Below are 23,736 nucleotides of genomic sequence, written 5' to 3' on the forward strand. Positions count from 1 at the left end.
CCGTGGCGCCAGTGTGTGGCTGGCGCCCTGTTCTAAGGAGGAAAGAACATGCTTGATCCCGTATTGCAGCACTGGCTGGAGGCCAATGCCGAGGCGCTCGACCAGGGCCGGTGCGACCCGCAGCAGGTGCTGGGGCAACTGGCCGCAGCCAAGGTGCTGGGTGTGGACCCGCGTCAGGGCGGCAGCGGCGCCAGTGTGGCCGACGCCGTGGAAACCGTGGCCAGCGTTGCCAGCTATTCGCTGGCCGCCGCCTTCGTGTTCTGGGGCCAGCGGGCCTTTATCGAATACCTGCTGCACAGCCCCAACAGCGCCCTGCGCGAGCGCCTGCTGCCGTCGTTGCTCAGCGGTGAGCTGGCCGGTGCCACCGGGCTCTCCAACGCAATGAAGTTTCTGTCCGGCATCGAGTCGCTGCAGGTCAGCGCCACGGCGCGCGGCGAGCAGGGCTGGGCGCTCAACGGGCGCCTGCACTGGGTCACCAACCTGCGCAAGGGCGGCTTCGTGGTGGCCGCCGCCATCGACCGCGCCGAAGGCGGTGCACCGTTCGTGGTGGCGATCCCCGACGGCATCGCGGGGGTGCAGCGCTCCCCCGACCTGCAACTGATGGGCCTGCAGTCGAGCAATACCGCCGCGCTGGATTTCGATCAGGTGGCCCTGGGCCGCGACTGGCTGCTGCATGAGGATGCCCGGCAGTTCCTGCCGGCGGTGCGCCCGGCGTTCCTGGGCCTGCAGTGCGGCATGGCCATCGGCCTGGCGCGGCGCGCCTTGCAGGAAGCGCAGGGGCACCTGCAGGGGGTGCGTTCGGTGCTGGCGCAAACCCTCGAGGCGCAGCGCGAGCTGCTGGCCGATGTGGTGAGCGAGCTCAAGGCCGGCCTGCTCGACGGGCGCTTCCTGGGCAACCCGGCGTCGCTGTTCAAGGTGCGCATCAGCCTGGCCGAGATTGTTGGCGAGGCGCTGCAACTGGAGCTGCAGGCCAGCGGCGGCAAGGCCTACCTGAGCGAGTACGGCGCAGGCTTTGCGCGGCGCTGGCGCGAGTCGGCGTTCGTGCCGATCGTGACCCCGAGCCTGGTGCAACTGCGCGCCGAGCTGCAACGCCAGGCACGCGCAGCATGAGCAAGGTGGTACTGCAGGCCCGCGGTATCAGCCTGGGCTACGCCCGCGAACAGGGCTGGCAAACCCTGCTCGAAGGCTTCGACCTGGACCTGGCGCCGGGCGAAGTGGTGTCGATCCTGGGCCCCAGCGGGGTGGGCAAGTCCAGCCTGCTGCGGGTACTGGCCGGCTTGCAGGCGGCGCGCGATGGCCGCGTGAGCCTGCTCGGCGAGCCGCTGGACGGCCCGCATCCACGGGTGGCGGTGGCGTTCCAGGACCCCAGCCTGCTGCCCTGGCTGAGCCTGGAAAGCAACGTCGCCTTCGGCCTGGATTTCGCTCGCCAGCCGCGTTTGGCCAAGGCCGAGCGCGAGGCGCGCATCGACCATGCGATCGCCGCCGTGGGCCTGCAGCATGCACGCCAGCATTACCCGGCGCAGTTGTCCGGCGGCATGGCCCAGCGCACCGCGCTGGCGCGCTGCCTGGCGCGCCAGCCCCATGTACTGCTGCTGGACGAGCCCTTCGGCGCGCTGGACGAAGTGACCCGCGCCGACATGCAGCAACTGCTGCTGAGCGTGATCGCCGAACACGGCACAGCTGCGGTGCTGATCACCCACGATATCGACGAGGCCCTGCTGTTGTCCGACCGCATCCTGCTACTGGGCGACCACCCGGCGCGGACCCTCGGCCAATGGCCCATCGACCTGGCGCACCCGCGTGAGCAGCAGGTCGAGGCGCTGGGCGCGCTGCGCATCGAGATTCTCAAGACCCTTCGGCGGGCGAGCCGCACCCACACTTCCCCAAACGATTCTTTGCCTACGCCGTCGGAGACTGCCCATGTGCCTGGACGACTTCACCCACACTCGTCGTGATTTTCTCAAACTCAGCGCGGTGCTCAGTGCCGCCGGTGCGATGCCGCTGCTGAGCAGCCTGCAGGCGCGTGCCGCCGCCGAGCCGGATGCGCCGGTGCGCATCGGCTACCTGCCGATCACCGACGCCACGCCGTTGCTGGTGGCGCACAACAACGGCCTGTTCGAGGCCGAGGGCATCAAGGCCGAGCGCCCGGTGCTGCTGCGCAGCTGGGCGCAGGTGATCGAGGCGTTCATTTCCGGGCAGGTCAACGTGATCCACCTGCTGTCGCCGATGACCGTGTGGGCGCGTTACGGCAGCAAGGTGCCGGCCAAGGTGGTGGCCTGGAACCACGTGGGCGGCTCGGGGCTGACCGTGGCCCCGGACATCACCGAGGTGAAGCAGCTGGGCGGCAAGACGGTGGCGATCCCGTTCTGGTACTCCATTCACAACGTGGTGGTGCAGCAACTGTTCCGTGATAACGGCTTGCAGCCGGTGTCGCGGGCGGCGACGGCTGCGGTGGCGGCCAACGAGGTCAACCTGGTGGTACTGCCGCCTTCGGACATGCCGCCGGCGTTGGCCAGCAAGCGCATTGCCGGCTACATCGTCGCCGAGCCGTTCAATGCCCTGGCCGAGGAACTCAAGGTCGGGCGCGTGCAGCGCTTTACCGGGGACGTGTGGCGCAACCATGCGTGCTGCGTGGTGTTCATGCACGAGCACGACCTGAACAACCGCCCCGAGTGGTCGCAGAAGGTGGTCAACGCCATCGTCAAGGCCCAGCTGTGGACCCGCGACCACCGCGCCGAGGCGGCGCAGATTCTGTCCAAGAGCGGTGCCAACCGCTACACCCCGCATGCCCCCGAGGTGCTGGGCCGGGTGCTCACGCCGGCTGCCGACAGCCGCGAACAGTATGTGCAGAGCGGGGCGATCCGGCATGCGCAGTGGGACGAGCAGCGCATCGACTTCCAGCCGTACCCGTTCCCCAGCTACACCGAGGAACTGGTGCGCCGCCTCAAGGACACCCTGATCGAAGGCGACAAGGGCTTCCTGGCCGCACTGGACCCGCAACAGACCGCCCGCGACCTGGTGGATGACCGCTTCGTGCGCAACGCCATCGGTGCCGTCGGCGGGCTCAAGGCCTTCGGCTTGCCCGACAGCTTCGAGCGTAGCGAGGAGTTCGCGGTCTGATGGTCAAGCCAGTCAAACACGCGGCCCTGGGTATCGCCGGGCTGCTGGTGCTGTTGTTGCTGTGGTGGGGTGGGATCGTGCTGTTCGGCGGTGACGGGCTGGCCTTGCGGTTTGCGCCGCAGGCCACCTTTGCCAGCCTGCTGGAGCTATTGGGGCATGCCGAGCTGTATGAGCATGTGGCGGTGAGCCTCAAGCGCATTCTGGTGGGGTTGGTGCTGGCGTTGCTGGTGGGCGTGCCGCTGGGTTTGCTGGTGGGCAGCTACCGGCGTCTGGACGCGGCGACCACCCCGGCGTTCCAGTTCCTGCGCATGATCTCGCCGCTGTCGTGGATGCCGGTGGTGGTGATGCTGATGGGGGTGGGTGATGCGCCGATCTACTTCCTGCTGGCGTTTGCCGCGTTGTGGCCGATCTTGCTCAACACGGCGGCGGGTGTGCGTCAGCTCGACCCGCGCTGGTTGCAGTTGAGCCGCAGCCTGAGCGCCACGCGCTGGGAGACCTTGCGCAAGGTGATCCTGCCGGGGGTGGTGGGGCATGTGCTGACCGGCGTGCGGCTGGCCATCGGCATAGTGTGGATCGTGCTGGTGCCGTGCGAGATGCTCGGGGTGAGTGCGGGGCTGGGGTATTTCATTCTGGATACCCGCGACCGGCTGGCGTACTCGGAGCTGATGGCGATGGTGCTGGTGATCGGGGTGCTGGGCTTCATGCTGGATGCACTGGCGCGAGGGCTGCATCGGCGCTGGGTGCATGGGTGAGGGGCTGATCCCTTCGCCGGCAAGGCCGGCTCCTGCATTGGCTCCAGGTCGTGGGGGCAGCCCGGCACCTCACACCGAACACGCCCGCCGATACTCCCCCGGCGTCACGCCGTACGCCTGCTTGAATTGCCGGTTCAGATGACTCTGGTCCGAATACCCCAGCGCAAACGCAACGTTGAACGGCAGGCAATCAGCCTTGAGCAGTTCCCGCGCACGGCTCAGCCGGCGCTGCTTGAGCCAGGCATGCGGCGGCAGGCCGGTAGCCTGGCGAAACACCCGGGCAAAATGAAACGGCGACAAGCCCACCGCAACCGCCAACTCCTCCAGCGACGGCGGGTAGGCCAGCCGGCTTTCCATCAGCTCCTTGGCCCTGGCCACCGACTGCGGCTCCTGCCCCGGTGCACGCGCCTCGCGCGCCCCGGCATGACGCTGCACCAGCAGCAACACCGCCTCGCGCCAGGCGGTCTGCTGCTCCAGCGCACTGGCGCCATGCTCGGCCAGGCTGTGCAAGCCACTGAAGGCACGCGCCAGCTGCGGGTCGTGCAGCACGCTGGCCTTGAAGATGGGCAGGCCGCCGCGCTTGAGCTCCAGCTCGTCCAGCACCGAGGTGATGCGCTCCTGCTCGGGGTAGTAGCCACGGTAGCGCCAGCCATGGGCATGCGCCTTGGCACCGGTGTGCAGCTCGTCCGGGTTGATCAGCACCATGCTGCCCTCGGGCGCCAGGTGCTCGCTGCCACGGTGCCAGAAGCGCTGTGCACCGGACTCGATGATGGTGATCACGTAGCCTTCGTGCACATGCGGGGCGAAGCGCTGCTGCACGTAGCGCGCATGCAGCATCTCGATGTCGCCCAGCGCCTGGGCCTGCCACAGGCGGGTCTGTTCACGCAGCACGGTTTTCATGGGGCGCCGTTCAACCACCAGCGCAGCACGAAGAACAACCCCATGCTCAGCAACATGCTCAGCAGCACGCTGCGGGTCCACAGCACCAGCACGACGGCCACGACCGCCCCCAGCAGGTAGGGGTTGGCCAGGCTCAGGTCGAGCTGGTGGTCAGGCATGAACACGATCGGCCCGCAGATGGCGGTGAGCATGCCCGGCACGGCAAACCCCAGGAACTGCCGCGCATTGGAACTCAGGCGCAACGGCAGGCGGGGTTCGAGAAAGGCGTAGCGGTTGAGAAACACCAGCAGGCCCATGGCAACGATCAGCAGCATGATCATGTGCGTGCTCCGGTCAGTTTCTGGCAGATGAAGCCTGCGCTCATGCCCAGCAGCCCGGCCAGCACCAGCGCGGTTTCCCAGTGCCAGTAGCTGAACAGCACCGAGCTGAACAGGGCCACGGCCACGCACACCACGGTGGCCAGGTTGCGTACCAGCGGCGCGATCAGCGCCACGAAGGTGGCGACGATGGAGAAGTCCAGGCCCAGCTGGTCCAGGTGCGGGATGTTGCGCCCCAGCACGATGCCGGCCAGGGTGAACAGGTTCCAGGCAATGTAGAAGGTCAGGCCCACGCCCAGCGCGTACCAGCGGTTGAACTGCTGGCGGTCGTACTGGCTGGTGAGGGCGAAGAATTCGTCGGTCAGCAGAAAGCCCAGGCCCAGCCGCCAGCGCAGCGGCAGGTCGGCGATCACCGGGCGCATCGACAGGCCGTACAGCAGGTGCTGGGAGGTCAGCAGCAGGGTGGTGAGCAGGATCGAGAACAGGTTGGCGCCGCCCTTGAGCATGCCGATGGCCACCAGTTGCGCGGCGCCGGCGAACACGATGGCCGACAGGCCCTGGCCTTCGAGCGGGGTGAGGTTGGCCTCTATGGCCATGGAACCGGCCAGCAGCCCCCAGGGGGCCACCGCCAGCGACAGCGGCAGGCAGGCGATCGCGCCTTGGATGTAGGCAGTGCGGGCAACGGCAGAACGGGACATGACAACACACGCTTGGGGTCGGTTGCACAGGATGCCAGAGCCGTGGGCGCTTGCCTTGTACGATCTTGCGGTGCCCGCGTACTTCAGCGCTGGCTGGTGAGGCGTCGCTGCGCCGGCAGGCAGCCGTTGATGTCGACGGCCTTCTGGTAGTAGGTAAGGCGCTGGCCCGGGTCGATGGTGCCCAGCAGGCGGTAGACCTCGGCCTGGAAGTCACGCTGGCGCCCCCACTGCATGTTCAGCCCCTGGGGCTGCTGGCGATTGCATTCCAGGCGCACCGCCGGCTGCGGGTAATAGGGGGCGTACAGGGTGTTGTTCAGCGGTATGCGTTCCAGCGCCTGGCGGTAGTCGGCGCTGTCGCTGAAGGCCGGGCACCAGGTGGTGATGCCCAGGGCGGCCGGGGCGAAGCCCTGGCGAATGCTGGCTTCGAGCAGCGGGCAGGCGGACCTGGCGATGTCGTTCTGCGGCAGGTAGGTGATGTAGAACAGCGCCAGGCGGTACTGCGCTACCGGGTGGTCGAGTTCGGCCGCCTTGCGCAGCAGCGCCACCGCCGGTTCCAGGATGCGCCCCAGCGCCTCGACCTCGCCGATCAGCTCCTGGTCGCCGGGTTCGGGGGTCAGTGGCAGGGCACGGCTGCGTGCATCGGCCTGCTCCAGAAACGGCAGGGCCTGGCGGTACAGCAGGTCGGCGTGGGGATCGATGCGCACCTCGTCGGCCAGGGCCAGGGCGGGCAGCAGACAGAGCAGGCTGATGTAGCGACAGGCAGAAAACACGTTAACGTTCCATCCGCGAAAAAAGGGCAGCGCTGGTCATGTCGGTATCCGGCTATCCATGGTTGGGTGGGGCTCCTGGGTCGGCATTCTAGCGGTTGGCGGCACCGGGGCAAACAGCCGTTGCTCCATGAAGTCGATGAATACCCGCAGCTTGGGCGACATCTGTCGCCCCGATGGCCACAACAGGTACAGACAACCGCCGTGGTCCAGGTGTTCATCCAGTACCGTCACCAGTTCGCCGCGTTCCAGTTGCTGGGTGATGGTGAAGTCCGGCAGGCAGGCGATACCGTGGCCGCGCATGGCAAAGCAGATGCGTGTTTCCAGGTGGTTGCACACCATCGACACCGGCACCTCGTGGTCGGCGCCGTTGTCGGCGCGGCGCAGTGGCCAGCGCTGGAGTTTGCCGGTGGTCAGGAAGCGGTAGTGCAGCCCGGCGTGACGGGCCAGCTCGCGGGGATGGCGCGGTGTGCCGTGCTCGGCGAAGTAGGCCGGCGAGCCCACCAGCACATGCCGGAAGTCGCCCAGGCGGCGGGCATTGAGACGCGAATCGGAGGGTTCGCCGGCGCGCAGTACCACGTCGAAACCTTCGCCGACGATATCCACCATGCGGTCGCTGAAGTCCAGGTCCAGTTCGATCTGCGGGTACTGCCCGATGAAGTCGCTGAGCAGCGGCACGATCATGCTGCTGACCTGGGGCAGGCTCACCCGCAGCTTGCCGCGCGGGGCCTGGCTGGCCTGGGACAGCTCGGCTTCGGTGGCTTCGATTTCGGCCAGGATGCGCCGGCTGCGCTCCAGAAACAGCGCGCCCTCGGCAGTGAGGGTGATGCTGCGGGTGCTGCGGTGGAACAGGCGTACCGCCAGCCGGCTCTCCAGCCGCGCCACGCGCTTGCCCACCGCCGAGGCGCTGACCCCCAGGGCCTTGCCGGCGGCCACGAAACTGCGGGTTTCGGCCACTTTCACAAACACCACGAAGCCGCTGAGGCTGTCCATGGTCGTTCTCCGATTGCGGACAGGTGTGTCCGGATTGTGCGGAATTCTACCCGTCTTTTTCCGCAGTGGCGGGAAGGATTACCGTGCAGTCACTTTTTTATTTCAGGAGTTTGCACCATGTCCCAGAGCAGTTGCCCGGCCCAGGCCGCAGCAGGGGTGGAGGCCGAACCGGCGTTCCCGTTGTCCGGCCTGCTGGCGTTGTCGATGGCCGGCTTCATCGCGATTCTCACCGAGACCCTGCCGGCCGGCCTGCTGGGGCACATCGCCAGCGGCCTGCAGGTCAGCGGGGCGATGGCCGGGCAACTGGTCACGGCCTATGCGCTGGGCTCGCTGCTGGCGGCGATCCCGCTGGTGACCCTGACCCAGGGCTGGCGCCGACGCAGTGTGCTGATGCTGGCGGTGCTCGGCTTCGGGGTGTTCAACACGGTGACGGCGGTGTCCGAGCACTACAGCCTGACCCTGGCGGCGCGCTTCATGTGCGGGGTGGCGGCCGGCCTGGCGTGGGGCGTGATCGCCGGGTACGCACGGCGCATGGTCAGCGTGAGCCAGCAGGGCCGGGCGATGGCGGTGGCCATGATCGGCGCGCCCCTGGCGCTGTCGCTGGGAGTGCCGGCGGGCACCTGGCTGGGCGACCTGCTTGGCTGGCGCAGCACCTTCGTGCTGGTGTCGCTGGCGACCCTGGTGCTGATGGGCTGGGTGCTGCTCAGCGTGCCGGACTTCGACGGCCTGCCGGCCGGCAGGCGTGCCGCCATCGGCCAGGTGCTGGCCACCCCCGGGGTGAGCGCGGTGCTGGCGGTGATCTTCACCTGGGTGCTGGCGCACAACGTGCTGTACACCTACATCGTGCCGTTTCTGCAGGCCGGCGGCATGGCCGGCAGCACCGGCCCGGTACTGCTGCTGTTCGGCTGCGCCGCGCTGGTGGGGATTGGCGTGGTGGGCGCGCTGATCGATCGCCACCTGCGCCGGCTGGTGCTGGGCAGCCTGGTCGGTTTCGGCGTGGCGTCGGTGCTGCTGGGCCTGGCTACCGGTGCGCCGCTGCTGGTGTACTTCAGTGTGGCGCTGTGGGGCCTGAGCTTCGGCGGCGCCGGCACCCTGCTGCAGACCGCCAGTGCCGATGCGGCGGGCGAGGGCGCGGACGTGGCGCAGTCGATGATCGTCACCGTGTGGAACCTGGCCATCGCCGTGGCCGGGCTGGTGGGCGGCGTGCTGCTGAGCCACTGGGGCGTGCAGAGTTTCCCGTGGCTGCTGCTGGCGCTGGTGGGGCTGGCGTTGACCCTGACCCTGCGTTCGCACCGGCACGGTTTTCCGCTGGGGCGGCGCAATGCCGGGTAAGCCCGGCACTATCAGGTAGAATCGGCGCATTGACAGGGGTACGAGGTTGCAGCGGTGGAGGTTCAACAGGGCTTTGTCCTGACCCGGCACTGGCGGGATACGCCAGAGGGCACATGCGTGGAGTTCTGGCTGGCGACCGACCAGGGCCCGCGCCAGTTGCGCCTGCCCGTGCAGACGTCGGTGGCGTTCGTCGCCGCCACCCAGCGTGCCCATGTCGATGCGGTGCTGCGCACCGAACGCGACGTCGAGCTGCGCGAGCTGGCGCTGTGCGACTTCCGCCACCGACCGGTGCTGGGCCTGTACTGCCGCCAGCATCGCCAGCTGATGCAGCTGGAAAAACGCCTGCGCGCCGCGGGCGTCGACCTGCTGGAAGCCGACATCCGCCCGCCCGAGCGCTACCTGATGGAGCGCTTCATCACTGCCCCGGTGACGTTCAGCGGCCGCCCCGATGCCGACGGCCTGCTGCTCGACGCCCAGCTCAAGCCGGCCCCGGACTACCGGCCGAACCTGCGCCTGGTGTCGCTGGACATCGAGACCACCGAGCGCGGCGAGCTGTACTCGATTGCCCTGGAAGGTTGTGGCCAGCGCCAGGTGTACATGCTCGGCCCGGCCAACGGCGACGCCAGTGGCGTGGACTTCGACCTGGAGTACTGCGCCAGCCGTGCCCAGCTGCTGGAGCGCCTGAACGACTGGATGGCCCGGCACGACCCCGACGCGATCATCGGCTGGAACCTGGTGCAGTTCGACCTGCGCGTGCTGCACGCCCATGCCCAGCAGTTGCAGGTGCCGCTGCGCCTGGGGCGCGGCGGCGAGGTGATGGAATGGCGCGAGCACGGCAGCCGCACGCACTTTTTTGCCGCCGCTGCCGGGCGCCTGATCATCGACGGCATCGAGGCGCTGCGGTCGGCGACCTGGAGCTTCCCCTCGTTCAGCCTGGAGAACGTCGCCCAGACCCTGCTCGGCGAAGGCAAGGCCATCGATACGCCGTACCAGCGCATGGACGAAATCAACCGCATGTTCGCCGAGGACAAGCCGGCCCTGGCGCGCTACAACCTCAAGGACTGCGAGCTGGTCACGCGCATCTTCGCCAGGACCGAGCTGCTGACCTTTCTGCTCGAACGCGCCACGGTCACCGGCCTGCCGGCCGACCGCAGCGGCGGTTCGGTGGCGGCGTTCTGTCACCTGTACATACCGCTGATGCACCGCCAGGGCTTCGTCGCCCCAAGCCTGGGCGGGCGCCCGGACGAGGCCAGCCCCGGCGGCTTCGTGATGGATTCGCGCCCCGGCCTGTACGAGTCGGTGCTGGTGCTGGACTACAAGAGCCTGTACCCGTCGATCATCCGCACCTTCCTGATCGACCCCATCGGCCTGGTCGAGGGCCTGCGCGAGCCGGATGACGAACACTCGGTGCCGGGTTTTCGCGGCGCACGCTTCTCGCGCACCCGGCATTGCCTGCCGGCCATCGTCGAGCGGGTGTGGCAGGGCCGCGAGCAGGCCAAGCGCGAACACAATGCGCCGCTGTCGCAGGCGCTGAAGATCATCATGAACGCCTTCTACGGGGTGCTTGGTTCCAGTGGCTGCCGCTTTTTCGACCCGCGCCTGGCGTCGTCGATCACAATGCGCGGGCACGCGATCATGCGCCGCACCCGCGAGTTGATCGAGGCCCAGGGCTACACGGTGATCTACGGCGATACCGACTCGACCTTCGTGTGGCTCAAGCGGGCCCATGACGAGGCGCAGGCCGGGGAGATCGGGCGTGCCCTGGTGCAGCAGGTCAACCAGTGGTGGCGCGAGCACCTGCGCGATGAGTACGGCCTGGACAGTGCGCTGGAGCTGCAGTACGAAACCCACTACAAGCGCTTTCTGATGCCCACCATCCGCGGTGCCGAGGAGGGCAGCAAGAAGCGCTATGCGGGCCTGGTACACCGCGAGGGCGGGCCCGACGAGATGGTCTACAAGGGCCTGGAGGCCGTGCGTACCGACTGGTCGCCGCTGGCCCAGCACTTTCAGCAGGAGCTGTACCAGCGCATTTTCGAGCGCAGGCCGCACCAGGCCTATGTGAAGGACTACGTGCAGCGCACCCTGGCCGGCGAGCTGGACGATCAGCTGGTCTACCGCAAGCGCCTGCGCCGGCCCCTGGACGACTACCAGCGCAACGTGCCGCCGCATGTGCGGGCGGCGCGCATGGCCGACGAGTTCAACGACAGCCAGGGGCGGCCACGCCAGTACCAGAATGGCGGGTGGATCAGCTACGTGATGACCCTGGCCGGGCCCGAGCCTTTGGAAAACCGGCGCAACGGCATCGACTACGAGCATTACCTGACCCGGCAACTGCAGCCGGTGGCCGATGCGATACTGCCGTTTGTGGGGGATGACTTCAGCACCCTGATCGATCGGCAGATGGGGTTGTTCTGATGGGGCTGTTGCGCCCCTGCACACCACCATTGAGCGAACCTGCAGGAGCCGGCCTGGCCGGCGAAGGGGCCAGTGGCCCGACACATCCCTGACCTTCAGCTATCCTCTGCACATGCACAGCTACCCTTGAAACCGAAAGTTACTTTTGTAAACGTCCACATACGCGGGCAGTCGTTTAGGCTCGCTCGGATCTTTCGCTTTGATCTGTAGTCTTTGGTGCATGGAAACAAGAAGGAGATGCACATGCTTGTTCGGTCACTGACCTTCGCCACTCTGCTGGCAGTCGCCAGCCCGCTGCTCGCCGATGACGCGCCCCTGGCCGTTGACCTGGGCAAGTCCAGACCCCTGATCGTGATTGCCCCCAGCACCGCCGACCCCACCTTGCGCACCTTGAACGAGGCCCTCAAGGACCCGGCGACCAAGAGCAAGTTCGAGGAGCGCAACCTGGTGCTCTACAGTGTGGCGGGCATGGTCGGCAAGCGTGACGACAAGAACCTCGAGCAGCAGACCACCATGGCGCTGATTCGCGAACTCAGCCTGGGCGCGCGCAAGGGCACCCAGGTGGTACTGGTGGGCAAGGACGGCGAGAAGCACATCATCGAGCATGACGGCACGGTGGAGCCGGAGCAGATCTTCGCGGCGGTCGACCAGTTGCCGGCCAGCGAAAAGGCCATTGTGGCGCCGACGGTCGCAGCGCCCGCCGCCGAGCCTGCGCCAGAGGGCAAGCCGGGCAAGCATGCCAAACCGGCCAAGCCCGCCAAGCCGGCTGCGCCGCCCAAGCCGCTGGAAGACTGAGACACCCCTTCGCCGGCAAGGCCGGCGCCTACAGGTTCAGCGCTACGCCTGTAGGCGTCGGCCTTGCCGGCCAGGCACTTCAGTCGCCCAGCCGCTTTTCCATGAACACCCGCCGAAACCCCGCCTGCTCGGCCCTGTGGGTTTCGCGATAACCCAGCCGCTCATACAGCCCCAGGTTTTCGCTCATCGCTTCATTGGTGTACAGCCGCACCACCTCCAGCCCCAACTGCCGGGCCCGCGCTTCGGCATGCGCCATCAGTTGTCGCCCCAGCCCGCGGCCCTGAGCGGCCGGGCTTACCGCGACATTGTCGAGCAACAGGCCATCGGCCTGGGCGATCAGCACCAGCACACCGAGCACCTGACCCTGCTCTTCGAATACCTCGACCCGACCCTGGGCGATCAGCGCGGCGTAATCCTCCAGCATCGGCCCCGGCCTGGCACCGATGCGTGGAATGTACAGCGCATAGGCAGCCTCGATCAGTGCCTGTACAGGTGCAACGTCGTGGGCGGTGGCGGGGCGGATCATCGGCAGGCTCCTGGTGGGTGGCAGCAAGCGCCTACCTTAAATCAAGGCGTTGTCGCAGGGCAGCATTGCTTTCACGGCAAAACATCAACATGATAATGAGACAAATTACCATTCGTGTCGGATTTGCCCAGCGTGCCCACGCCTTCAGACCCCAACGCCCTGTTCACCGCGCTCTATAGCGACAACTACCGCTGGCTGCGCGGCTGGCTGTATCGCCAGTTGCACTGCCCGCAGGATGCCGCCGACCTGACCCAGGACACGTTCGTGCGCGCTCTGGGCTCGCAGCAGTTGCCACAGCTGGAGCAGCCGCGGGCCTTCCTGGCCACCGTGGCGCGCCATCTGCTGCGTAACCTGTGGCGCCGCCGCAGCCTGGAGCGCGCCTACCTGGAGCAGCTGGCTCTGCTGCCCGACAGCTTCATCCCCTCTGAAGAAGACCTGGCCCTGGTGCGCGAGGCCATCGAGAGCATCGACCGTCTGCTGGCGGGCCTGCCGCTGCGGGTGCGCCAGGCGTTCGTGCTGCATCGTCTGGAAGGCCTGTCGCAGCCGGCAATAGCCGAGCAACTGGGCGTGTCGCTGGCGACGGTGGAGCGCGACCTGCGCCGCGCCTTTGTGCATTGCCTGAGCGTGGTGGGCCCATGAGCGTGCCCAAGGTGGATTCGGCCACCCAGGCGGCGGTCGACTGGTTGCTGCGGCTGGAATCGGTACCGCCCGGCGATGCGCGGCATCAGGCCTTCGAAGCCTGGCTGTCGGCCAGCCCGGCCAACCGCCACGCCTGGCAGCGGGTCAATGCACTGCTCAGCCAGCCGCTGGCCAGCCTCGAAGAAGCCGAGGCGCGCAGCCCCGGCCAGCGCCAGGCCGCCAGTCGCAGCTTGCTGGCGGCGCCCGTGCACGGCCGGCGCAAGGTGCTGGGTGGCGGCCTGGCGATGCTGCTGCTGGGGCTGGGTGCAGGCGGCATCGCCAACCGTCTGACACCGCTCGAAGGCCTGTTTGCCGATCTGCACAGTGCCACGGGTGAGCGCAAGCGCGTGACCCTGGCCGATGGCAGCGAACTGTTGCTCAACGCGCGCAGCGCCGTGGACATTCGCTTCGACGCTGCGCAGCGCCGTGTGCTGATACGTGAAGGTGAGGTGCTGGTAAGGGTGGCGGCCGATGCCGCGAGGCCCTTCGTGATTGCCACGGCGCACGGCGAGGCGCGTGCCTTGGGTACGCAGTTCCTGGTGCGCCAGAGCCGTGACCACAGCCTGGTGGCAGTGCAGCAGCACAGCGTGCGACTGACCACCCGTGGGGGCGCCAGCAGCGTTGTCGAACAGGGCCAGGCGGCGCGTTTCGATGCGCAGGGTATCCACCCCGAAGCAGTGTCGCTGCGCAGCCGCGCCGACTGGCAGAACGGGCAACTGGTGGTACACGACGAGCCCTTGGGCGAGGTGGTCGAAGTGCTGCGCCGCTATCGTCCGGGGCTGCTGCGCATAAGCCCGCAGGCGGCGCAGGTGCGGGTGTTCGGGGTGTTCAGCCTGGATGACAGCGATGCCACCCTGCACGCATTGGCCGAGACCTTGCCGATTCGCCTGGAACAGTACGGCGGCTGGCTGACCCGAATAGAGGCGCGCTGATTTTTTTGCACCCGGTGTGAGGGGGTTGGCGTTTTCGTCGGTCTTGCTCGTTGAATGCCAACCTACAACGAGCACCTTGCCACCATGTCACACATGACTTTCCGCCCAGGGCTGCTGGCCCTGGCCATCGCCCTTGGCCCGCTGTCGACGATGCCTGCGCAGGCCGACAACGCCATCGCGGCCAGCAGTGCCGTGCACCATTTCGACCTGCCGGCCGGGCCGCTGGGCGAGACGCTCAGTCGTATCTCTCGCGAAGGCGGGCACACCCTGTCGGTAAGCCCGGCGCTGCTGGAGGGCAAGCGTGCCGCTGCGGTACGCGGTAATTTCACTGCCGAACAGGCCGCGCGCCAGGCGCTGACCGGCACTGGCCTGGGGCTGGGCAGCACCCGCGGCGGCACCTGGAGCCTGTACCCGTTGAGCGATGGCGCCGCGCTCAACCTGGCGCCCACCGCCATCGATGGCCGCAGCCTGGAAGACGCGCGCGGCCCGGTGGAAGGTTACGTGGCCACCCGCAGCGCCACGGCCACCAAGACCGACACGCCGATCCTCGAAATCCCCCAGGCAGTCAACGTGGTCACCGCCGCCCAGGTGCAGACCCAGGGCGCGCGCAACCTGACCCAGGCGTTGCGCTATACGCCGGGGCTGAGTACCAACGGCTACACCGACCGCAACACCATCGCCGACGAGATCGGCAGCCGCGGCTTTGCGCCGACCCTACTGTACCTGGATGGCGCCTACCTGCCGTATGCCGGCAGCCTGGGCGGCGCGCCGCAGATCGACCCCTACCTGCTTGAACGCATCGAAGTGCTCAAGGGCCCGGCTTCGGTGCTGTACGGCCAGAACCAGCCGGGCGGCATGATCAACCTGGTGTCCAAGCGCCCGGGCACCGAGGACCATCATCAGGTCAAGCTCAGCTATGGCAGCTATGACCGGGTCAAGGGTGCCTTCGACGTGGGCGGTGCGCTGGACGCCGACAAGACCCTGAGCTATCGCCTGGTGGGCCTGGCCAAGAGCGGCAACGAGCAGGTCGAGCATGCCGACGAGTCGCGCACGTTGATCGCACCGAGCCTGACCTGGGCGCCAAACGAGCAGACCGAGTTCACCGCCTACGCACAGATCCAGCGCGACAAGGGCGCGGCGGACTATCAGGCGCTGCCGGTCATCGGCACGCTGTATCGCAACAGCCGCGGCCAGCATATCGACCGCGACGTGTTCCTGGGCGACAGCGACTGGAACGCCTACACCCGCGACCAGCAGGTGTTCGGCTACGACCTGGCGCACGTGTTCAACGACAACCTGAAGTTTCGTCAGAGTGCACGCTACATCGACGTCAACGATCGCTACCGCGGCTTCTACCTGAACCGCTTCGTCACCGATGCCAACGGCGTGGTCGACGATACCCGCGCCACCCGCACCAAGCTGGACTGGCGCCAGCACAACACCACCTACAGCATCGATAACAACCTGGAGGGCACGTTCAGCACCGGGGCGCTGGAGCACACCCTGCTGGGCGGCGTGGACTACCGCAAGTTCACCCGTCGCTACCAGGGCTACAACCTCTACAACGCCGAGATCATCGACCTGTACGACCCCACCAACTACCACACCGACGGCGTGCCGACCCTGACCACCAAGTGGGACAACACGGTGAAGCAGACCGGCCTGTACGTGCAGGACCAGATCCGCTTCGACCGCTTCATCTTGACCCTGGGCGGGCGCCAGGACTGGGCCGAGGTCGAGAACCGCGACCTGCTGGCGCAAAGCCCGGCAGAGCGCAAGGTGCCGCAGAAGGACAAGAAGTTCACCAAGCGAGTGGGCCTGACCTACGTCACCGAGTTCGGCCTGGCGCCCTATGTGAGCTATGCCGAATCGTTCATGCCGTCGGTGGGCAAGAGCTCACCGGCGCGTGGTGCCAGTTCGTTCAAGCCGATCGAGGGCGAGCAGTATGAAGTGGGGGTCAAGTACCAGCCGCAGGACAACACCCTGATCACGGCGTCGGTGTACCAGATCAAGCAGAAGAACGTGCTGACCACCGACCGCGACGACCCGATGTACCAGACCCAGGATGGCGAGATCCGCTCGCGCGGTATCGAACTGGAGGCCAAGAGCAGCGTGGGGCAGGTGGACCTGCTGCTGGCGCTGTCGTACCTGGATTCGTTCCGCACCAAGAGCGCCGACGGCGACGAGGGCAACCGCAACGCGGCGCAGGCACCGTGGTCGGCCAGCAGCTGGGTGGCCTGGCATTTCGACGACAGCCTGGCCGGGCTGACAGTAGGGGCAGGGGCCAGGTACACCGGCAAGAACTACGGGGACTCGGCGAACACCTTCAAGACACCGTCGTTCGTGGTGTATGACGCAACGATCAACTACGACCTGGCGCAGCTGGGGTTGAAAGGCCTGCAGGCGAGCCTGAACGTGCAGAATCTGTTCGACCGGGAGTATGTGTCGACGTGCGTGTATGCGTTTGGCTGCTATTACGGTCAGGAGCGTACGGCGGCGCTTGAGTTGACCTACGACTGGTAAAAGCTTCGCGGGTCAAGCCCGCTCTTGCAGGGTGGCGGTGATCACTTTGGGAGCGGGCTTGACCCTCGATGGGCTGTGCAGCAGCCCTGATGCCCAGCACACAACCCGCTGCTGCCACACTGTTGCCTGGTCAGCAGCCGCTGTTCGAATAATCCATAAAATTCATAGAATTCAACTACATAAAGCATTGGCACGCCGCTTGCGATAGTCCGCTTACCCTGACTCATCGGAACCCCCGCCATGCCTGCCCCTACCGCCTATCTACCCCTTGCCCTGGCCATTGCCGCCACGTTGCACGGCGCCGCTGCCCTGGCCGCCGCACCGCCCGCCGACGCCTTGCCCACCGTCACCGTGACCGCGCAGAAGCGCGAAGAATCGGTACAGGACGTACCCTCGGCGATCTCGGTGGTCAGTGACCGCCAGATCGACCGCAGCGGCGGCGGCTTCAGTGCCGGCAAGGCCCTGCAGAACGTGCCCAACGCCATCGCCCCCGAGTTCGCCGGGCACCAGCGCCCGCGCTGGTACATCCGCGGCATGGGCTCGGGCGACATGGCCTCGACCACCGTGTACCCGGTGGGCATCTATACCGATGACGTGTACATCGACCCGCACGTGGCCACCGGCTTCCCGCTCTACGACATGGAGCGCGTCGAGGTGCTGCGCGGCCCGCAAGGCACGCTGTGGGGCAAGAACACCACCGGTGGCGCGATCAACTTCGTGTCGCGCAAGCCAAGCTTCGAAGACGGCGCCAACGGCTACTTCAAGCTCGACCTGGGCAACTACAATTCGCGCCTGTACGAAGGCGCCTACGGCGATACCCTGGTAAAAGACCGCCTGGCCGCGCGGGTGGCGTTCATCGACCAGAGCAGCGACGGCCAGCTCAAGAACGAGGTCGATGGCCACACTGCCGGCGACATCCACGACCAGGCCCTGCGCCTGCAACTGCTGGCCCAGGTCAACGACGACCTGCAGGCCACCCTGCAACTGCACGCCCGTGACTACAAGGGGCAAGGTATCGTGGCCCGCGCCTGGGGTGCCGGGCCGGGCGGCAGCACGCTGTTCGGGCCCGCGCCCAAGCCTGCCTCCGACAAGGTCGCCTTCACCGGCAAGGCCGATGACCGCATCGAGCACAACGGCCTGCAACTGGCGCTCAAGTGGGACCTGGGCGAGCTGCAGCTGGACTCGATCACCGCCTTCGACGACGTGCACGAAAAGGCCCAGAGCCCGAACATGAGCATCTACGAGTTCGGCCGTGGCTATAACGACGACCGCTGGAAGCAGGTGTCGCAGGAGCTGCGCCTGTCGTCGGCGAAGAACCAGCCGGTGAGCTGGATCGTCGGCACCCACCTGTTCCACGAACAGCTCGACAGCCACAACAGCAATGCGCTGTTCCCCGAAGCCTACAACCAGGCCTTCGGCGTGGCCGACTTCGGGCGTACCGACATCGACCAGAAGACCGACAGCTTCGCGCTGTTCGGCAGCAGCACCTGGCAGGCTACCGACGACCTGAGCTTCACCGCCGGCCTGCGCTGGACCCGCGAAACCAAGGACATCGACCTGCGCCGGGTGGCCGCGCCGGATGCTGCCAGTGTCGACTTCAGCAGCCGCAACGACTGGTGGAAGCATTACAGCGGGCCGCTGGTGACCACGGTGGTGCAGGACGAGAAACGCACCTGGAACAAGCTGACCTACGATTTCACCCCCGAATACCAGCTCAACGACAACGCGCGGGTGTACTTGCGTTATGCCAAGGGCTTTCGTTCCGGCGGCTTCAGCGGCGGGGCGCAGGTGCAGGCCGAGGCCTCGGTGGTGGCGCCGGAGAACGTCGACGCCTACGAACTGGGGGTCAAGAGCGAGTGGTTCGAGGAGCGCCTGATCGCCAATGCCAACGTGTTCTACTACGACTATTCGGACATCCAGGTGAACGCGGTGTCGGTGCGCAACGGGCAGGTGGTGTCGCTGCTGACCAACAGCGGCCAGGGCGTGATACGCGGTGCGGAGTTCGAGTTGCAGGCGCTGCCCTTGGCCAACCTGGAACTGCATGGCTCGCTGGGGCTGCTGCACACCGAGTTGCAGGACTTCGAATCGGGGGGTGTGGACTACTCGGGCAACCGCATTGCACGTTCGCCGTCGCGCACGCTGGCGGTGGGGGGCAGTTATCGCATTGCGCTGGAGAACGGCGACGACATCACCCTGGGCACCGACTGGCGCTACCAGAGCCGGATCTTCTTTCTGCCCACCGCGCAGGCCGACCACAGCGTGTCGCAGGGTGGCTACACACTGGGCAATGCCAGCGCCACGTACCATGTGGGCGGGCAGTATGACCTGGACTTCACCGCCTACGTGAACAACCTCACCGACAAGCAGTACAAGACCGACAGCGTGCCGCTGCCGTTCGATGTGGCGTGGGATGCGCGGGGGGATCGCAGGACGTTCGGGGTGAGTGCCACGACGCGGTTCTGAGGTCGGGCTTGCGGGCCTCATCGCCGGCAAGGCCGGCTCCTACAAGGTTGCGCCGTCTGTAGGAGCCGGCCTTGCCGGCGAAGAGGCCAGCAGGTACACCCGCAATCGCTCGATGCTCTCGCGCCACGCACTGCCCACCGGCCACACCAGGTAGTAGGCATCTCCCGTTGCCACCGCCTGCTCAAACGGCAACGCCAGTCGCCCGGCGCGGACATCGTCGCTCACCAGCGCCAGGTCGCCGATCGACACGCCATGCCCGGCCATGGCCGCCGCAATCCCTTGCTCCAGCGTATCGAACAGCGTGCCGCGCTGCAGGTCGACCTGCTCGAGCAGGCCCGCCCCGCGCAGCCAGCGCTGCCAGTCCCGCCGGTCATTGGACGGGTGCAGCAACGCCACCCCGGCCAGCCGCTGCGCATCCCACACGCCATCCCCCAGCAACCCCGGCGCACAGATCGGGATCAATCGCTCATCGAACAGCTTGCACACCTCGACCTGCCCACCGAACTGCCCATTGCCCAGCAGCACCGCGCAGTCGTAGGGCTCGCTGGCAAAATCCACGCTGTCGACGTCCATCCACACGCTTGCCAGTTGCACGGTGTCGGCCTGGGGGTAACGCTGGATGCAGCCCAGCAGCCAGCGCATGGTCAGGGTGGAGGGCGCCTTCAGGCGCAGGTGGCGCGAAGCGCTGCGAAACGGCTGGCAGGCCTGTTCGATCAGGGCAAAGCCCGCCCCCAGTTGCTCGGCCAGACGCCGCCCGGCGTCGGTGAGGCGCAGGCGCGGGCCGTGGCGCTCGAACAGGCGGCAACCGAACTGGGCCTCCAGGGTGCGGATATGGCGGCTGATGGCGCTCTGGGTCAGCGCCAGCTCTTCCCCGGCGCGGGTGAACGAACAGGTGCGCGCCGCCACTTCAAAGGCGCGCAGTGCATACAACGGGGGCAGACGTTCAACCATGCCAGGGGCAGTCCATGATGAGTATTTGTCGTAGTAGGGCAGAGCATTTTGCGTTTTTCAAGGGCCTTGCAGCTGCGCACACTCTGCGCCTGACCTGCATTGACGACAAAGGAGCCTCTTTTGAACACCACGCTGCTGTTAGCCTACCTGGGCACTGTACTCATTCTGATCGCCACCCCTGGGCCGGTGGTGGCGCTGGTGGTCGGCACCAGCGGGCGTTCGGGCACCGGGGCGGCCATACGCACGGCGTTGGGGGCCAATGCCGCCTCCCTGGTGCTGGTGGCCGCCGCTGCGCTGATCCTGGCCGGCAGCCTGGCACTCAGCCCGGTGGTTCTCAATGCGGTGGCGCTGGTGGGGTGCGTGTTCATGGCCTGGCTGGGGCTGGGGGCGCTGCGTGCGTCAGCCGTGGAGGATGCGCCGCCGCCCAGGGCAAGTGGCTGGTGGCACGGCTTTGCGGTGGGTATCGCCAACCCCAAGGACATTCTGTTCTTCGTGGCGTTCTTCCCGCAGTTCATCCACGTCACGGCCTCGTTCGGCACCAGCATCGGGGTGCTGGCGGCGTTGTGGCTGGTGGTCGACCTGGGGGTGCTGGCGCTGTACATCGCGCTGATGCGCGGCGCCCTGGCGCAGCGGCACCGGGCGCTGGTGGCCCGGCTGTCGGGGCTGGTGCTGTTGCTGGTGGCGGTGGCCGGCGCTGTGTATTCGGCGAGGGCGCTGCTGGCCGCCTAGAGAGTGACCACAGCCTTGTCGCTGCCCTGGGCCTGTTGCAACAGCAGGCTCAGCTGCGCCACCTGACGCTGCAACTGGTCGCGTTCTTCCTTGAGGCGGCGCAGTTCGTCGCGGCGCACGCTCACGTAAAGGGTCTGGGGTGGGCTCGCTGACATCAAGGTTCCCATTGCACACCTCGCAATTGGTTTGGTACATGGTTTGAGCGTAGACGCTCGATCGGCCGCGATTCTGAATTCTTTTTCCTGTCATGGGAACTTTTTTGTTTATCGCTGTCGTGCCGTTGGTCGATGAAACCAACCCGGGCCTGCCTGGACTAACCTTGAAGGCCTGAGCAGGCTTTCTACACTTTACGGAGCATCGGCACATGCAACTGGGAATCGTGGGGCTGGGCCGCATGGGCGGCAATATTGCAAGGCGCCTGATGCGCGAGGGGCACCATACCGTGGTGCATGACCGCAACGCGCCCGCCATCGATACGCTGGTGGCCGAGGGCGCCACAGGCGCCGCCGACCTGGCCGCACTGGTGCAGCAACTGGACGCGCCGCGCGCGGTCTGGGTGATGCTGCCGGCGGGCGAGGCCACCGAGCAGACCATCGCGCAACTGGCCGACCTGCTGGAAGCGGACGATGTGATCATCGACGGCGGCAATACCTTCTACAAGGACGACATCCGCCGCGCCCAGCACCTGGCCGAGCGCCAGTTGCACTACGTGGACGTCGGCACCTCCGGTGGCGTGTGGGGCCTTGAGCGCGGCTACTGCATGATGATCGGCGGCGAGCAGGCGATTTTCGAACGCCTCGAGCCGCTGTTCGCCACCCTGGCACCGGGTGAGGGCGACATTCCACGTACCCGTGGCCGTACCGGCCCCAGCGAGCGCGCCGAAAAGGGCTATATCCATGCCGGGCCACCCGGCGCCGGGCATTTCGTCAAGATGATCCACAACGGCATCGAGTACGGCCTGATGCAGGCCTATGCCGAGGGCTTCGACATTCTCAAGACCAAGGCCAGCGAGAGCCTGCCGGCCGACCAGCGCTTCGACCTCAACCTGCCCGAAATCGCCGAGGTGTGGCGCCGCGGCAGCGTGGTCACCTCGTGGCTGCTGGACCTGACCGCCGATGCACTGGTGGCCGACCCGCAGCTGGGCAGCTACAGCGGCTCGGTGTCCGACAGCGGCGAAGGGCGCTGGACCATCGATGCGGCGGTGGAGCAGGCGGTGCCGGTACCGGTGTTGTCCAGCGCACTGTTCGCGCGCTTTCGTTCACGCCAGCAGCAGGGCACCTACGGTGACAAGCTGCTGTCGGCGATGCGCTTCGGTTTTGGTGGCCATGTCGAGAAGCCCGAATGAGTGAACACGACGTCGAAGCGGCACCAGCCTGTACCCTGTTCCTGTTTGGCGCCAATGGCGACCTGGTCAAACGCCTGCTGATGCCGGCGCTGTACAACCTGCACCGCGACGGCCTGCTGGACAAAGGCATGCGCATCGTCGGGGTCGACCACAACCCGGCCACCGACGGCGAATTCGCCGAGCGCCTGGAAACCTTCATGCGTGAACGCGACCAGGGCGAGGGTGCCACCCGGTGCCTGGACGACAAGCTGTGGAAGCGCCTGGCCAAGGGCATCGGCTACCTCACCGGCGACTTCATGGAGCCCTCCACCTACCAGGCCATCGCCGAGCGCATCGACAAGGGGCGCACCGGCAACGCGATCTTCTACCTGGCCACCTCGCCGCGTTTTTTCAGCGGCGTGGTGCAGCAACTGGGGGCGGCCGGGCTGCTGGACGAGGCCAACGGCTTTCGTCGGGTGGTGGTGGAGAAGCCCTTCGGTTCGGACCTGGCCAGCGCCGAGGCGCTGAACGCCTGCCTGCTCAAGGTGATGAGCGAAAAGCAGATATACCGCATCGATCACTACCTGGGCAAGGAGACGGTACAGAACATCCTGGTCAGCCGTTTTTCCAACGGCCTGTTCGAGGCGTTCTGGAACAACCACTACATCGATCACGTGCAGATCACCGCTGCCGAGACGGTGGGCGTGGAAACCCGTGGCGCCTTCTACGACACCACCGGGGCACTGCGCGACATGGTGCCCAACCACCTGTTCCAGCTGCTGGCGATGGTGGCGATGGAGCCGCCCGCCGCCTTTGGCGCGGACGCGGTGCGCAGTGAAAAGGCCAAGGTGATCGGTGCGATTCGCCCGTGGTCCAAGGCCATGGCCCTGAAGAACTCGGTGCGCGGGCAGTACACCGCCGGCAAGCAGGGGCGCAAGAAGCTGGCCGGTTACCGCGAAGAGCCTCGTGTAGACCCCGACAGCCAGACCGAAACCTACGTGGCGCTCAAGGTGATGATCGACAACTGGCGCTGGGTGGGCGTGCCGTTCTACCTGCGCACCGGCAAGCGCATGAGCGTGCGTGACACCGAGATCGCCATCTGCTTCAAGCCGGCGCCCTATGCGCAGTTTCGCGACAGCGATGCCGAGCGGCCCAAGCCCAACTACCTGAAGATCCAGATCCAGCCCAACGAGGGCATGTGGTTCGACCTGCAGGCCAAGCGGCCGGGGCCGACCCTGGCCATGGAGAACGTCGAGCTGGGTTTTGCCTACAAGGACTTCTTCAAGATGCAGCCCTCCACGGGCTACGAGACCCTGATCTACGACTGCCTGACGGGCGACCAGACGCTGTTCCAGCGTGCCGACAACATCGAGAACGGTTGGCGTGCGGTGCAGCCGTTCCTGGACGCCTGGGCGCAGGGCGGCGAGGTGCAGCCGTATGCGGCCGGGGAAGACGGGCCGCAGGCGGCCGACGAACTGCTGGCCCGCGATCGGCGGGTCTGGCACAGCATTGGTTGACGGG

22 protein-coding genes are annotated in these 23,736 nt (G+C 66.9%); 14 read left to right on the forward strand and 8 right to left on the reverse strand.

The annotated features are described in order from the left end of the window. Positions 1-48 precede the first annotated feature (48 nt). The 4 genes from V9K84_RS06165 to V9K84_RS06180 are packed head-to-tail and all read left to right on the forward strand — an operon-like array spanning position 49 to position 3,872. The gene (locus V9K84_RS06165; RefSeq protein ID WP_338794320.1) at positions 49-1,110 is read left to right on the forward strand and encodes an acyl-CoA dehydrogenase family protein; all 1,062 of its coding nucleotides are present in this window, start codon (positions 49-51) and stop codon (positions 1,108-1,110) included. Next, positions 1,107-1,955 (forward strand): ABC transporter ATP-binding protein, encoded by an 849-nt coding sequence (locus V9K84_RS06170; RefSeq protein ID WP_088515434.1) that lies wholly within the window; start codon positions 1,107-1,109, stop codon positions 1,953-1,955. The genes V9K84_RS06165 and V9K84_RS06170 overlap by 4 nt, the downstream gene beginning before the upstream one ends. After that, positions 1,921-3,120: an ABC transporter substrate-binding protein gene (locus V9K84_RS06175; protein ID WP_088515433.1), complete on the forward strand. Its 1,200-nt coding sequence runs from the start codon at positions 1,921-1,923 to the stop codon at positions 3,118-3,120. The genes V9K84_RS06170 and V9K84_RS06175 overlap by 35 nt, the downstream gene beginning before the upstream one ends. Next, complete coding sequence (locus tag V9K84_RS06180; RefSeq protein ID WP_058541148.1) at positions 3,120-3,872, forward strand: ABC transporter permease; 753 nt, start codon at positions 3,120-3,122, stop codon at positions 3,870-3,872. The genes V9K84_RS06175 and V9K84_RS06180 overlap by 1 nt, the downstream gene beginning before the upstream one ends. Before the next feature lie 69 nt (positions 3,873-3,941). Here V9K84_RS06180 and V9K84_RS06185 read toward each other — a convergent pair whose 3' ends face one another. From V9K84_RS06185 to V9K84_RS06205, 5 genes are all read right to left on the reverse strand, one after another. After that, positions 3,942-4,772: an AraC family transcriptional regulator gene (locus tag V9K84_RS06185; protein ID WP_054916071.1), complete on the reverse strand. Its 831-nt coding sequence runs from the start codon at positions 4,770-4,772 to the stop codon at positions 3,942-3,944. Then, positions 4,769-5,092 (reverse strand): AzlD domain-containing protein, encoded by a 324-nt coding sequence (locus V9K84_RS06190; protein WP_054916070.1) that lies wholly within the window; start codon positions 5,090-5,092, stop codon positions 4,769-4,771. The genes V9K84_RS06185 and V9K84_RS06190 overlap by 4 nt, the downstream gene beginning before the upstream one ends. Then, positions 5,089-5,787, reverse strand: a complete 699-nt coding sequence (locus tag V9K84_RS06195; protein WP_058541146.1) for an AzlC family ABC transporter permease — start codon at positions 5,785-5,787, stop codon at positions 5,089-5,091. Before V9K84_RS06195 ends, V9K84_RS06190 begins: the two co-directional genes overlap by 4 nt. 83 nt (positions 5,788-5,870) lie before the next feature. Beyond that, complete coding sequence (locus V9K84_RS06200; RefSeq protein WP_043860192.1) at positions 5,871-6,557, reverse strand: hypothetical protein; 687 nt, start codon at positions 6,555-6,557, stop codon at positions 5,871-5,873. Between the two features lie 36 nt (positions 6,558-6,593). Next, positions 6,594-7,547, reverse strand: a complete 954-nt coding sequence (locus V9K84_RS06205; protein WP_078480214.1) for a LysR family transcriptional regulator — start codon at positions 7,545-7,547, stop codon at positions 6,594-6,596. A gap of 117 nt (positions 7,548-7,664) precedes the next feature. Here V9K84_RS06205 and V9K84_RS06210 point away from each other — a divergent pair, with 117 nt between their 5' ends. From V9K84_RS06210 to V9K84_RS06220, 3 genes are all read left to right on the forward strand, one after another. Then, positions 7,665-8,879 carry an MFS transporter gene (locus V9K84_RS06210; protein ID WP_088515432.1) on the forward strand — a complete coding sequence of 405 codons (1,215 nt, stop codon included), beginning with the start codon at positions 7,665-7,667 and terminating at the stop codon, positions 8,877-8,879. Between the two features lie 54 nt (positions 8,880-8,933). Further along, positions 8,934-11,294 (forward strand): DNA polymerase II, encoded by a 2,361-nt coding sequence (locus tag V9K84_RS06215; RefSeq protein WP_088515431.1) that lies wholly within the window; start codon positions 8,934-8,936, stop codon positions 11,292-11,294. Positions 11,295-11,537: 243 nt separating this feature from the next. Continuing rightward, positions 11,538-12,089, forward strand: a complete 552-nt coding sequence (locus V9K84_RS06220) for a DUF4174 domain-containing protein (protein WP_043860195.1) — start codon at positions 11,538-11,540, stop codon at positions 12,087-12,089. Between the two features lie 79 nt (positions 12,090-12,168). On the opposite strand, the gene V9K84_RS06225 is transcribed toward V9K84_RS06220, so the two are convergent. Then, on the reverse strand, positions 12,169-12,615 hold the full coding sequence (locus V9K84_RS06225) for a GNAT family N-acetyltransferase (protein WP_043860196.1): 447 nt from the start codon (positions 12,613-12,615) through the stop codon (positions 12,169-12,171). Between the two features lie 132 nt (positions 12,616-12,747). On the opposite strand from V9K84_RS06225, the gene V9K84_RS06230 reads away from it, so the two are divergent. From V9K84_RS06230 to V9K84_RS06245, 4 genes are all read left to right on the forward strand, one after another. After that, positions 12,748-13,254, forward strand: coding sequence for a sigma-70 family RNA polymerase sigma factor (locus V9K84_RS06230; RefSeq protein WP_088515467.1), 507 nt, complete (start codon positions 12,748-12,750; stop codon positions 13,252-13,254). Next, positions 13,251-14,225, forward strand: a complete 975-nt coding sequence (locus tag V9K84_RS06235) for a FecR domain-containing protein (RefSeq protein ID WP_338794321.1) — start codon at positions 13,251-13,253, stop codon at positions 14,223-14,225. The genes V9K84_RS06230 and V9K84_RS06235 overlap by 4 nt, the downstream gene beginning before the upstream one ends. Before the next feature lie 84 nt (positions 14,226-14,309). Next, positions 14,310-16,748 (forward strand): TonB-dependent siderophore receptor, encoded by a 2,439-nt coding sequence (locus V9K84_RS06240; protein WP_088515466.1) that lies wholly within the window; start codon positions 14,310-14,312, stop codon positions 16,746-16,748. A 240-nt stretch (positions 16,749-16,988) separates the two neighbouring features. Then, positions 16,989-19,211, forward strand: a complete 2,223-nt coding sequence (locus V9K84_RS06245; protein ID WP_088515429.1) for a TonB-dependent receptor — start codon at positions 16,989-16,991, stop codon at positions 19,209-19,211. A 39-nt stretch (positions 19,212-19,250) separates the two neighbouring features. Here the strand turns inward: V9K84_RS06245 and V9K84_RS06250 are convergent, their stop codons facing one another. Then, on the reverse strand, positions 19,251-20,162 hold the full coding sequence (locus V9K84_RS06250) for a LysR family transcriptional regulator (protein WP_088515428.1): 912 nt from the start codon (positions 20,160-20,162) through the stop codon (positions 19,251-19,253). A gap of 120 nt (positions 20,163-20,282) precedes the next feature. Between V9K84_RS06250 and V9K84_RS06255 the strand changes: the two genes are divergently transcribed. After that, positions 20,283-20,891, forward strand: a complete 609-nt coding sequence (locus tag V9K84_RS06255; RefSeq protein WP_088515427.1) for a LysE family translocator — start codon at positions 20,283-20,285, stop codon at positions 20,889-20,891. On the opposite strand, the gene V9K84_RS06260 is transcribed toward V9K84_RS06255, so the two are convergent. Further along, positions 20,888-21,058, reverse strand: coding sequence for a DUF6026 family protein (locus tag V9K84_RS06260; RefSeq protein ID WP_221181553.1), 171 nt, complete (start codon positions 21,056-21,058; stop codon positions 20,888-20,890). The genes V9K84_RS06255 and V9K84_RS06260 overlap by 4 nt on opposite strands. A gap of 197 nt (positions 21,059-21,255) precedes the next feature. On the opposite strand from V9K84_RS06260, the gene gnd reads away from it, so the two are divergent. After that, entirely contained in the window at positions 21,256-22,236 is a 981-nt protein-coding gene (gene gnd, locus V9K84_RS06265) for a phosphogluconate dehydrogenase (NAD(+)-dependent, decarboxylating) (RefSeq protein ID WP_043862637.1), read from the forward strand. Further along, positions 22,233-23,732: a glucose-6-phosphate dehydrogenase gene (zwf, locus tag V9K84_RS06270; RefSeq protein WP_054915455.1), complete on the forward strand. Its 1,500-nt coding sequence runs from the start codon at positions 22,233-22,235 to the stop codon at positions 23,730-23,732. Before gnd ends, zwf begins: the two co-directional genes overlap by 4 nt. Positions 23,733-23,736: the final 4 nt, after the last annotated feature.

The organism is Pseudomonas sp. AE27, from assembly GCF_037113495.1.
Lineage (GTDB): Bacteria > Pseudomonadota > Gammaproteobacteria > Pseudomonadales > Pseudomonadaceae > Aquipseudomonas > Aquipseudomonas palmensis.